Genomic DNA, 12,754 nt, shown 5'->3' on the forward strand with positions numbered 1-12,754 from the left:
CGCCTCGTCGCCTACCTCACCGCAAAGGACTCCTCCGGCGTCTCCGCCGACGTCCTCCGCGCTCACCTCAAGCAGCGCCTCCCCGAGTACATGGTGCCCTCCGCCTTCGTCGTCCTGGCGGCGCTCCCCCTCAACTCCAACGGCAAGGTCGACCGCAAGTCTCTGCCCGCCCCAGAGGCTCCTGCCTCCGCGTCCTCCTTCGTCGCCCCGCGCTCCCCCGTCGAGGAGACGCTCGCGGCCCTCTTCGCCTCCGTCCTCCACCTCGACCGCGTCGGCATCCACGACGACTTCTTCGCCCTCGGTGGACACTCCCTCCTCGCCACACAGGTCGTCTCGCGCATCCGCTCCGACCTCCGTGTCGAACTCCCCCTCCGCGCCCTCTTCGAGGCCCCCTCCGTCGCCGCGCTCGCCCTCCGCATCGACTCGCTGCCGGGTGCGCACGTATCGACGCTCGAGCCCACGTCGCGGGAGTCGAAGCTCTCCCTCTCGTTCGCGCAGCAGCGCCTCTGGCTCATTGATCAACTCCAGCCGGGAAGCGCGTCCTACAACCTCCCGATCGCACTGCGCCTGCACGGTGCGGTGAACGTCGAGGCCCTGCGGCACGCCTTCGAGGCACTCACCGAGCGCCACGAGTCCCTGCGCACCACCTTCGCCGAGCATCACGGCGAACCGGTCCAGCACATCCACCCGCCCAGCCGATGGAGCCTGCCCCTCACCGACCTCTCCGCTCTGCCCGAGTCCGAGCGCGAGGCGGAAGCGCGGCGGCTCGCCGAGCACGAGGCCTGGCAGCCCTTCCATCTCGCGAAGGGACCGCTGCTGCGCACCTCGCTGCTCCGCCTCGGCGAGGAGCACCACGTGCTCCTCCTGACGATGCACCACATCGTCTCGGACGGCTGGTCCATGAGCATCCTCGTGCGTGAACTCGCGGCCCTCTACGCCGCGCTCAACACAGGCACGACGCCGAACCTGCCGCCCTTGCCCGTGCAGTACGCGGACTTCGCGACCCGCCAGCGCCAGTGGCTGCAAGGCGAGGCGCTGGAAACGCAACTCGGATACTGGAAGGAGCAGCTCGCCGGAGCCCCCTCCGTCCTGGAGCTGCCCACGGATCGCCAGCGCCCGGCGGTGCAGTCGCAGCGCGGCGCACGCATCACGCTCCGGCTCGGCGCCGAGCTGTCCGACGCCCTCAAGGCCCTCGCGCAGCGCGAGAGCGCCACGCCGTTCATGCTGTTGCTCGCGGCCTTCCAGACGCTGCTCGCGCGCTACACCGCCCAGGACGACATCTCGGTCGGCTCGCCTATCGCGGGTCGCACGCAAGCGGAGACCGAGGGCCTCATCGGCTTCTTCGTCAACACGCTCGTCCTGCGCGCGCGCCTGACGCCGGACCTCACGTTCAAGGAACTGCTCGCCCAGGTCCGCGCCACGACGCTCTCGGCCTACGAGCACCAGCACGTCCCGTTCGAGAAGCTCGTCGAGGTGCTCCAGCCCGCGCGCGACCTGAGCCGCAGCCCGCTGTTCCAGGTGATGTTCGCGCTCCAGAACGCGCCCATCGAAGCGCTCCGAGTCCCGGGCCTCTCGTTCCAGACCATCGAGCTGGGAGCGGAGTCCCACTTCGCGAAGTTCGACCTCTCCCTGGTCCTCCAGGACTCGGCCAAGGGCTTCTACGGCACGCTCGACTACAGCACCGACCTCTTCGACGAGGCCACCGTCCAGGGCCTCGTGCGGCACCTGACCGTGCTGCTGGAGGGCATCACCGCGCAGCCCGAGGCTCGCCTCTCGAGCCTCCCGCTGCTCACGTCTGCCGAGCGCCACCAGCTCGTCGTCGCCTGGAACGAAACCCGCGCGGACTTCCCGTCCGAGGCCAGCATCCAGCAGCTCATCACGGAGCAGGCCCGCCGCGCGCCCGAGTCACTCGCCCTCGCCTACGAGCAGGACACGGTGACGTACGCGCAGCTCGACGCGCGCGCCAACCAACTGGCGCACTACCTGCGGACGCTCGGCGTAGGCCCGGAGGTGCGGGTCGCGCTGTGCCTGGAGCGCTCGCCGGACCTCATCATCGGAATGCTGGGCATCCTCAAGGCAGGAGGCGCCTTCGTTCCGCTCGATCCCGCCTATCCGCTCGAGCGCCTGGACTACATGCGCCGCGACAGTGGAGCGCCGTTGCTGCTCACCCAGGGCACGCTGGTCCAGGACCTGCGGAGCGCCGAAGGGCTCACGGTGGTCCAGCTCGACGACGTCCGCGCACACGTCGCCAGCCTCCCGACCACCGCGCCCGACGCGGGCCTGTCGCCCCTCAACCTGGCCTACGTCATCTACACGTCGGGCAGCACGGGTCAGCCCAAGGGCACGCTGCTCCACCACCGCGGCCTCGTGAACACGTCGCAGCAGACGCAGCGCATGCACGGCCACGCGCCCGGCAGTCGCGTGCTCCAGTACGCGGCGGCCAGCTTCGACGCGAGCATCTTCGAAATCTTCGGAGTGCTCGTCGCGGGAGCAACGTTGGTGCTCGCGCCGCGCGAGCGCCTGCTGCCCGATGAGCCCCTGCGCAAGCTCCTGGTGAAGCAGCGCATCACCGCCGTCACGCTCACGCCCACCGTGCTGAGCCAGCTCGGCACCGAGGGCCTCGAGGGACTCACCGCCCTGGCCTCGGGAGGCGAGGCGCTCAACCTGGAGCTGGCGCACCGCTGGAAGCCAGGCCGCACGCTCATCAACGCGTACGGCCCCACCGAGAACACGGTGGCCACCACGTTCTCCTACGTCGAGGACCACGCCACGCGGCTGACCATCGGCAAGCCGTGGGCGAACGTGCAGACCTACGTCCTCGACGCGAACCTCGGCCCGGTGCCAGTGGGCGTCGCCGGCGAGCTGTATGTCGCGGGCGTGGGCCTGGCGCGCGGCTACCTCGGGCGGCCGGCCCTCACGGCGGCGAGCTTCATCCCCAACCCGTTCAGCCCGGAGCCCGGGGCCCGCATGTACCGCACCGGCGATCGGGTCCGCTGGCTCGCCAACGGGGAGCTGGAGTACCTCGGCCGCATCGACTTCCAGGTGAAGCTGCGCGGCTTCCGCATCGAGCTGGGAGAGATTGAATCCGCGCTGCGCAAGCACGCCGCGGTGAAGGACGCGGTCGTCATCGCGAGGGAGGACGGCGGCGACAAGCGCCTCGTCGCCTACGTCGTCCTCCAGCCCGAGCACACGGTGGAGGCAAGCGACCTCAAGGCGCACCTGCGCGAAGCCCTGCCCGAGCACATGGTGCCCAGCGCGATGATGGTTCTCGAAGCGCTGCCCATGAACGCCAGCGGCAAGGTGGACCGCAAGGCCCTGCCCGAGCCCACCGCCGCGGCCCTGTCCACGCGCAACCACCTGGCGCCGCGCGACGAGCTGGAGATGCAGCTGGCGCGTGTGTGGGAAGAGCTGCTCGGCGTTCGCCCGGTTGGAGTACGCACCAGCTTCTTCGAGCTGGGTGGACACTCCCTGCTGGCGGTGCGGATGGTGGCGGCCCTGCGCGAGCGCATCGGTCGGACGCTGCCGCTGGCCGCGCTCTTCCAGCAGCCCACCATCGAGCAGCTCGCGCGCATCCTGCGCGAGGAAGCCCCGGCATGGTCGCCGCTCGTCACACTGGAGCAAGGCGAACCGGGCCAGCGCCCCCTCTTCCTCGTCCACCCGGTGGGTGGCAACGTCCTGCCGTACGGCGAGCTGGCGCGGAAGCTGGGCCCGGGCCTCCCGGTGTACGGACTCCAGGCGCGAGGCCTGGAGGGCCAGCCCACCACGGAGACGCTCGAGGAGATGGCGGCGCTCTACATCGAGGCCATCCGGGGCGCGCAGCCCCACGGCCCCTATCGCCTGGGCGGCTGGTCCCTGGGCGGAGTCGTCGCCTACGAGATGGCGCGCCGTCTTGAGGCACAGGGCGAGAAGGTGGAGCTGTTGGCCATGATGGACTCGCACGTTCCCGCGCTGGCCAAGGCCTCGCAGGCCGCCGCGACGCTCACGCCGGACGCACTGGTGCGGCTCGCATTCGCGCACACCGCGGCCCACGCGTTCGGCGGCGAGCTGCCCGTGTCGGACGAGGCGCTCGAGCGCATGGGAGACGAGGAGATGCTGGCGCTGCTCCTCCAGGCGGGCCTCGCGGCGCACATCCTGGATGCGAGGACGGGCCCCGCGCAGCTCCGCGCGCTGTTCACCGTCTACCGGGCGAACATGCTCGCGATGGACCACTACGCGCCCAAGCCCTACGCGGGTCGCGTGTTGCTGCTCAGCGCGAAGCAGGAGGCGGACAGCACGGTGCCGCGCCATCGAGGCTGGGCGGAGCTGGTGACCGGCCTGGAGGTGGTGAACGTGGCGGGCCCGCACGCGCAACTGATGCAGGAGCCGCACGTGGACGAGGTCGCGGCTCGACTGCGAGAAGCACTGGGAGTCGCGTAGCGCGTCACTCCCTCGGCCCCAAGAGGCCGGGGTGGGTGCGCACGAAGCTCGGAGGAAGCCCCCGAGCCCGTGCGCACCCAGGATGAATCAGCGGCTCTTGCCGTCGAACGGCACGACCTTCAGCGTGCTGACATCCACGCCGTCGAGGCACCGCACGTTGATGGCATACATCTCCTGCCCATCCGGTCCCTTGCCCTGCCCGAACGGGCGCACGCCACAGGTCGAACAGAACAGGTGGTGGATGGTCTTCTTGCCAAACTGGTAGTCCGTCAGGCGCTCGCGGCCGGAGAGCAGGTTGAACTGCGTGGCCGGAACGAAGCCCAACATGCCGCCCGTCTTGCCGCAGATGGAGCAGTTGCAGGCAATCATGGGCTGGGTGAGGTCCATCTTCACGTCAAAGCGGACCTGGCCACAGTGGCAGCCGCCCGCGACATTCTGGAGGTTGGTCATCCGCGCATCTTGCGGCAGCCCAGGCGCGGCGCCTTGTAAAAACACGACGCGCCCTCTCCAGCCGGGCCTTGGCGAACCGCGTCAAGCCGCTGGACGGACGTCCTCGGCCAGAGGCGCGGGAGCCTGAACAGGGCGAAGGCCCAGCACACGCTCGCGTGCCGGCCACGGCCATGCCCCCGTCACCATGGCCAGCTTGCCCGTCATCGCCACGCTCACCGCCACAAGCATCGTGCAGATGTACGAGATGATGCCCATGTCGCCGAACACCTGGTTCAGGTACGAGGCCACCACGCCGATGATGACGAGCGCGGCGGCACGGTGCTCGGGTGCATGGCTGCGATGGTAGGCGCGCGCGATGAGGTACACGGTCGCGACCAGGTACATCCAGATGCCGGTGAAGCCCAGGACGCCACCGAACGCGAGCAACCCCAGCAGTGAGTTGTGCGGGTGGTAGCGGAACTGGGGGAACACGAAGGCAATGTCGGGCATCGGGTAGTCGAGCACGAACTCATGTCCGTAGCCGGTGCCGATGATGGGGTGGCTGCGCCAGGTCGCGATGAGGTTGAGGTTCTCGATGTCGCGATAGTCCAGCTCGCCCTCCGCGTGCTGGCCGTCCACGAGCGAGCGGACGGTCTGCACGGGCTTGAAGATGCCACTGCTCGAGTTCCACCCCGCGGCCATGTAGAGGACGCCCACGGGCATCAGGAGGAGGGCGGCGCGCGTGACGAGCTTCTTCAACGGCGTCCACGGGTTGAACAAGTACGCGGCCGCGATGGAGCCCACCATGCTGACGTAGGCGAGCCGGCGGTCATTGAAGAACATCCCGATGAACACCAGCACGATGATGAGGATGCCGCGCAGCGCGTGAGCGAGCTTGGGGCGCTCGAGCCAGCGCGCGATGCACACCATGAGCGCGAAGATGAAGGTCATCGAGTCCGAGTGGCACGTGGTGTACTCGACCTCCTTGCCCAGGGACGGAATGACGACGAGCGCGAAGTACGTGCTGACGGCGGACTTGGTGAGCGCCCCAGCAATGACAGTCCGAGCTACCGCGGGCCAGTCCTCGGGCCCGCGCAGGCTGTAGTGGAACATCATCACCATGAGCGGCATGCAGGCCGCTTGGTGCCACTGCCACAGCGAGTTCTTCACGTCCCCGCCGTTGATGATGCCCCAGACCTCCATCCACAGGATGGTGATGGCGGAGAGCGCCACAATGGCGATGAGCGGCTTGGGCAGCGGGATGACGGGTGGATCAATCGTCGACCGGGTGGCGCGTCGGTAGATGCCCAGGCCAATCAAGCTGATGATGAGGACATCCACGAGCGGGAAGCGCAGCGCGCCAATGCCCACGAGTTCGTGGAGCTGGGAGAACAGCAGCTGTCCCAGAGGGAAGAGCGGCGAGCGCCACAGCATCGACTGAGGGCGCTCGGGCGTGTAGTCCACCGCGAGCACGAGATAGAAGACCGCCAGCGCCTGGTAGCGCAGGGGGATCTTCAGCATCACCCACAGCACCGTGGCGGCCGCCACCGGGGCCATGGCGATGACCGGGTTGCCGTCACTGACAGCGGCGCCCCCAATGCAGGCCAGTCCCAGGACCGCGATCAACGCGGCATAGCGCCAGTAGGAGGGACGAGGGATGGAGTGCATGGGGCGCGGGGCAGGCTATCTCCCACCAACTCCACCCGGAAGCCAGGAGGCAACCGACCGGAGCCCCTCTGTCCTGCCCCGAATGGAAGTGCACGAGCCGGGAATCGAACCCGGACGGCCCTTGCGGGCCAGCGGATTTTAAGTCCGCTGCGTCTGCCAGTTCCGCCACTCGTGCCCGACTGCGCCCACCACTCACATCCCGGCCCGCCCCACCCGCTCCGCACCAGCCTGGAGGCCGTTCGAAGCATGGACGGAAGAACCATCCGGGGTCAGGAGCCGGGGGCAAGCTAGCCGCACCCCGGTGGTCGCAGCAAGCAAGCGGCGAGGCGGGCCCAAGGGCCACCCAAGCGAGTGGCCCCGGCCCGCCCGCCACGGGGTCAGCAGGGCCCGACGACGTAGGCGGACGTGTACGTGACCGTGAAGGAGGACGGGCTCATCACGCCGTCCTTGTCGAAGCACCGCACCTCCACCCACGTCTCGGTGGGACCGGGGCCGGCGATCCAACGAACCACCTTGCAGTAATTCGAGTTGGCGCCGTAGCCGGTCACCATGGACATCGAGTGATTGAAGGCGCCGGACTTGCTGAAGCTCACGACGTAGTTGTCCTCGGGATGGGTGACGCTGGCCGTCCCCGGGGCGATGCAGATGACCTCGTTCGCCAGCTTTTGATAGGCCGCAGGCGCGGAGGTAGGGCCGTTGATCCACGCATGTCCGCCAACATGGTTGGGAATGAGCGTCTCGCGCTCGAACGAGAACGTGAACATGCTATCGACGGGATTCCCCGTCGTGTCGTAGCAGCCGACGTACACCGTGGCGACAGCTCCGGCGCCCCAGCTCAGGACTTTGCAGTGCTGCGCATTGGTGCCGCCATACGCGGTCACATGCACGCTCGCGTTCGAGAAGTTCATTCCGACCAAGGTGACGGTGTAGCGCCCAGTCGCGGTCTGCGTGACGGAGTTGGCCCCTCCCGTGGAGTTCCACTGGTAGTTGGTGGGAACGGAGATGGCCCCGGGAACAGTGGTGGCGGTCGCGGCGCCGGTCCAGAGGTAAGCCCCCAGGGGATAGGTCTGCACCATGCCCGTCATGTCCAGGTAGGACACGACGAAGGCGCTCGCCGCGGGATCGCCATTGGGCGCGTGACACCGGATGTAGATGGCGAGCGTGGTGCCCTCGGGGGTCCAGTTGTCGACGCGGCAGCGCTCGGGAGTCGAGCCATACGCGACGACTTGCACATCTCCCTCGGCGCGCCCAAGGCCCACGAAGCGGACCTTGTACCGCCCGGTGAACCCGGCCAGGGTCTCATAGGTGACCGCGCCGCCCGTGGAGTTGTAGAGGTAGTTCGGATTCACGTCCGGCAGGTTGGGATCGATATAGGCAAAGCCCTCGCCCACCGTCCCGAGCGCCGACGTATCGCGCGCCAGGTGAGACGGCGAAGGTTCCGCCTCGTCAGGCCCCACGCCACAGGCCACCAGCCCCAACGAACACAGCACTGCGAGCACGCACCTCAACTCAGTCGCCATCGGTCGACCCTTTCGTTCCGTTCGAATCACGAGGAAGAACGCCCCCCAGTCTCATGGGCCCTCGCCAACAAGACGGCGACCGCGGGATTTCTTGATTTTCAATAATTGCTCTAATTTCACATAATCGAGCCCAGCCAAGCCGACGGGGAAGAGCACCGCCCAGCGCGCCGAAAACAGCGAGCACCGAGCAAGTCCGCCCCACGCAGGAGACGGGACCACCCAAGTCCCTCTCAAAGCCAGTCGCGAGGGAGCCGCGCAGCGCCGCCGCCCCCTCAAGTCCGCGCCCAACCCGAGTCGCGAGAACAGAACCACCCAAGGTCATCCCACGGCGGTTCGTGGCGGCAACGGCAAGCAACAGGAAGCGCCTCCGCCCTCAAGTCCGACCCCAACCCAAGGCCAACGGAGGCGCCCATGCTCAGCTCACGGAGGCCATTGGCGAGAGACCAACGCGAGGAAGCGGCCATGAGCCCTTGCCCCTGCCGCCGGGAGCACGGCGGCACCAGCCTCCTACCCTGGCCGGACAACTGACTCGCGGCGCGCCCCCCCAGAATGAACGGGGTCAAGGAAGGAACCGGTACACGGCGAACGAGCCATCGACAGTCTGGGACCGTGCAGGGCCCAGACCAGCAATGCACTGTGAGGTCGCGTCCAAGGCCCGGGCGCCCAACGGGCAGCTTGGCGAGGTAGGCAGGATGCACTTGACAAGCGCCAGTTCCGGCAAGGCCCCCAGGGGCCTATCTCTCCAGTCTCGAACGCAGGGGGTACGGACGGACGTCGCATCTCACCGCCCCCTGGTATAAAGCGCCCCCCATGCTCGAGACCGTCACCAAGGGCTTTCGCGCCGCAAAGAACCGCCTCGCCGGCAAGAGCGAGCTGACCCCGGAGCTGATCGATGAATCGCTCCGCGACATTCGAGTGTCCCTGCTCGAAGCGGACGTGGCATTTGATGTCGTGAAGAAGTTTGTCGCCCGCGTTCGCGAGAAGGCCGTGGGCGAGGTGGTCCAGACGACCGTGACCGACGCGAGTGGCCAGAAGCGCCGCGTCAGCGCGATGGACCACTTCATCAAGATTTGCCACGACGAGTTGGAGGCCCTGATGGGGCCGGTGGACACCAGCCTCCATCTGAAGCCGAAGGGGCAGCTTTCGAGCATCATGATGGTGGGCCTCCAAGGCTCCGGTAAGACGACGACGACAGGCAAGATCGCCAACAAGCTGATCCAGGAGGGACGCAAGCCCCTGCTGGTCGCCGCGGACATCTACCGCCCGGCCGCCGTGGATCAGCTGAAGGTCCTGGGCGAGCGACTCAAGGTGCCGGTCTACTTCGAGCCGGGTGTCGCCCCGCCCGAGTTGGCCAAGCGAGGCGCCGCCGCCGCGCGCGAGCAGAAGTGCGACGTGGTCCTGGTCGACACGGCGGGACGACTCGCCATCGACGAGGCGCTGATGGCCGAACTCGAGGCCATCAAAGCGAACGTGCACCCTGACAACATCCTGCTCGTCTGTGACGCGATGATTGGTCAGGACGCGGTTCGGACCGCAGCGGAGTTCGATCGCCGTCTCGGACTGGATGGCTTCATCCTGACGAAGCTGGACGGTGATGCGCGTGGTGGCGCGGCGCTCTCCATCAAGGAAGTCACGGGCAAGCCCATCAAGTTCCTCGGCATGGGCGAGTCGATGGACAAGCTCGAGGAGTTCCGCCCTGCAGGCCTTGCGGGCCGCATCCTTGGGTTCGGCGACATCGTCGGCCTGATGAAGGACTTCGAGAAGGTCGTCGACGAGAAGAAGGCTGAGGACGACGCGCGCAAGCTGCTGTCCGGCCAGTTCACGATGAAGGACTTCGTCGAGCAGATCCGCATGGTCCGGAAGATGGGACCGCTGAAGGACCTGCTGGAGAAGTTCCCCCTGTTTGGCGACCTGACGGAGCACCTCAATCCTGATGAGAAGGAGCTGACGAAGATTGAGTCGATGTACGACTCGATGACGCAGAAGGAGCGTCTCCGTCCGGACCTCATCAACGCGAGCCGCATCAACCGGATCGCCAAGGGAAGTGGTCGCAAGCCTGAGGAGGTACGGGAGCTGCTGCAGAAGTTCGGGATGATGCAGCAGGTGATGGGCACCATCGGCCAGAACCCGGGCCTGTTGGGGCGGATCCCCGGTTTCAAGCAGTTGGGGCAGCTCAGCCAGATGAAGAACATGGATCTGGGGAGCATGTTCGGCAAAGACGCGAAGATGATGGAGAAGGCCATGGGCGGGATGGGCGGCATGGGAATGCCCATGCAGCTGCCGCAGATGGCTCCGGGCTACACGCCCCCGCTCGGCCAGGCTGCGATGGCCAAGGCGCGGCTCATGGGGTACGCCCCGCCGTCGGCGACGGGCAAGCCCGAGGATCGCGACGCCATCAAGGAGCGGCGCAAGCGCGAGAAGGAGAACAAGAAGAAGAACCGCAAGAAGAAGTAGCAACACGTCACAGGACGTCTGCGGTTTTCGTGCCCGCGCTCCGAGTCATCAGGGGTCGCGGGCACATGCATTTCAGGCCTCGTCGCGCCCCAGCAGAACATCCCTGCCCTCGGACACGAGTCCAATCCCTGAGACAGCACGAGCGCCTTCGCCGCGTGAAGAAGCCCGCCACCAACGAAACACGTCGCGGAGAGAAGCAAGCCGAAGCCACTACTCCGCACGCTCAAGCACTGACCTGGAACGACTTTTGCGAGGCCCCCCGACCCCATGAGCCCACATTACAGGCCCCTATCCCTGTTGTTGATCTTCAGCACGCTCACCGCGTGCATGGAGATTCCCGCGATTGAAGCGCCGAATCATTCCGCCCCGAGTGATGCAGGGCAGCATGAGGACGCAGGCAATCAGCATGAAGAGCCCAATAACCCCAACATCAAGCCCGATGCTGGTGAGCAGGATCTCACAAGCCCACTCATCGAGAGCGTCAGCCCGACCAACGGTTCCACCGCAGTAGAAACGACAACCGCAATCGAGTTCATCTTTTCAGAGCCAATCATTCAACAGTCATTCCAAGTTGCAATTTCACCCCAAGTCCCCCTCACCACTCCCAGCTGGAGCGACCGCGACACCAAGGCAACGATCCATCCCACTGGCGCCCTTCCTTTCGCAACAACATTCACCCTGACAATCCGAGGAACAGATCTCGCAGGCAACTCTCTTCAACCCTTACTTCTCTCATTCACAACCAAGTCCAACCAAATCGACACCACTCGTCCCAGACTACTCACCACAACGCCAAGCGACGGCACCAAGGGAGTATCCACCCATACCGCCATACGGCTCGCATTTTCGGAGCCTATGAACAAAGCAAAAACCGAACGCGCATTTACAATCACATCCCCAACAACTGCGACCTCCGGTACATTTTCGTGGGACCAGACGGGCCAAGATATGATCTTCACCCCGTCAACACCATTTCCCTCTGGCACCCAGATTACGTGGACACTCGCACCAACCGCAGACGATCTTTCAGGAAATCAACTATCCGCCCCGACAACACAAACATTCAAGACAATTCAGACAGGAACAGTCCACATCGGCATCGACTTCGCAACCACTGGCTCGGTGGGCGCACCTTCATATTTTCTACAAACCCACTACTACAACGAGGTCCTCGTCGGAAAGAGACTAGACAATCAGAATTATCGATTATTTCTCGGATTCAAACTAGACTCGCTGCCCGCAACAACAACTGCAATTATTCAGTCTCAATTAATCTGGAAGATCAGCACTGTCGCCGGAAGCCCCTTCTCGAAACTCGGAAATCTCTATCTTGAGCCGGTAGACATCGGCGAGGAGCTAGATCTTTCTTTCGACACTGAGAATCCCAAAACAGTGGCTGACTACAATTCCCCGTCTCTCGCGGGTCAACTAGTCATCCCCCCATCGAGCGGCCCTCCGCTGACACTTGTCTCAGTAACCGAATGGACAGCCAGCGACTGGAGCAATCGCACAACAAGGAACAACAGAACGCAATATCGCCTCCGATTCGAGAACACTACACACGACAACTCCATTGACGCATTAAGCTCCGACTCAGAATCAAGCCCAGGCCTAGCCGAGCTAATAATCACGTATGAATTCCAATAGCACCCATCGCCAACGCAAAGCCTTCCCAAAAACCGGACGAGCAGGTCGTCTCATTGGGTCATATGAATCAGTCTCGACATTGAGCGAACATGCATAGGTGCGAAGGCAAGCCCCTGCTCCACATGAGCGGAATTTGCATGTCCGAAGCTGACCGATGGATCTAATCCAGGGCCTGTTTGACGCGAACGTCGAGGGTTGAATTTCTCGGGGTCAGCGAAAGGCATCCCACTCGGAGAAGATGCGACGGGCCATCGTGCGCGCCTTCTACGACGAGGGCCTGTCGTATACGCAGATTGCCAACCTACTGGGTATTGGCGAGGCGACGGCCAGCCGCGTCTTGCTTTGCACCGGGAGACAGGAGACGTCGCGAAGCAGCCCAAAGGCGGCGGCAACTTCTCGCCCATCCGGGGCATGGTGGCCACCGCGCTCAAGTGACTTGTGGCACAGAGGCCGGACGCGCGACGATGCGCGAACTGATGGCCGAGCAGACAAGCCGCACGGGCATCGTCATCAGCCGTCCCTCCATGCAAAGAGCCCTGCATCGACTGGGCTTCTCACACAAAGGTCCGTCCCCCTGTGTGGAGTCGCGGCACGCGCGACTGGACGCCGGTAGGCCCCGT

Annotated in this window: 6 protein-coding genes and 1 tRNA gene; 3 read left to right on the forward strand and 4 right to left on the reverse strand. The window is 65.5% G+C overall.

Annotated features, from left to right (window positions below; all coding sequences use genetic code 11):
- Positions 1–4,416: amino acid adenylation domain-containing protein (locus JGU66_35800; GenBank protein ID MBJ6766148.1), on the forward strand; the 4,416-nt coding region annotated here is incomplete at its 5' end.
- A gap of 87 nt (positions 4,417–4,503) precedes the next feature.
- Here JGU66_35800 and JGU66_35805 read toward each other — a convergent pair.
- From JGU66_35805 to JGU66_35820, 4 genes are all read right to left on the reverse strand, one after another.
- Positions 4,504–4,866, reverse strand: coding sequence for a GFA family protein (locus tag JGU66_35805; GenBank protein ID MBJ6766149.1), 363 nt, complete (start codon positions 4,864–4,866; stop codon positions 4,504–4,506).
- Between the two features lie 81 nt (positions 4,867–4,947).
- Positions 4,948–6,513, reverse strand: coding sequence for an O-antigen ligase family protein (locus JGU66_35810; GenBank protein MBJ6766150.1), 1,566 nt, complete (start codon positions 6,511–6,513; stop codon positions 4,948–4,950).
- Between the two features lie 89 nt (positions 6,514–6,602).
- Positions 6,603–6,688: transfer RNA gene (locus tag JGU66_35815), tRNA-Leu, on the reverse strand.
- A gap of 202 nt (positions 6,689–6,890) precedes the next feature.
- The gene (locus tag JGU66_35820) at positions 6,891–8,012 is read right to left on the reverse strand and encodes a hypothetical protein (protein MBJ6766151.1); all 1,122 of its coding nucleotides are present in this window, start codon (positions 8,010–8,012) and stop codon (positions 6,891–6,893) included.
- An 831-nt stretch (positions 8,013–8,843) separates the two neighbouring features.
- Here JGU66_35820 and ffh point away from each other — a divergent pair.
- Entirely contained in the window at positions 8,844–10,487 is a 1,644-nt protein-coding gene (gene ffh, locus JGU66_35825) for a signal recognition particle protein (GenBank protein MBJ6766152.1), read from the forward strand.
- 327 nt (positions 10,488–10,814) lie between these two features.
- Complete coding sequence (locus JGU66_35830; protein MBJ6766153.1) at positions 10,815–12,134, forward strand: Ig-like domain-containing protein; 1,320 nt, start codon at positions 10,815–10,817, stop codon at positions 12,132–12,134.
- Positions 12,135–12,754: the final 620 nt, after the last annotated feature.

The sequence above is a fragment of the Myxococcaceae bacterium JPH2 genome (genome assembly GCA_016458225.1).
Lineage (GTDB): Bacteria > Myxococcota > Myxococcia > Myxococcales > Myxococcaceae > Citreicoccus.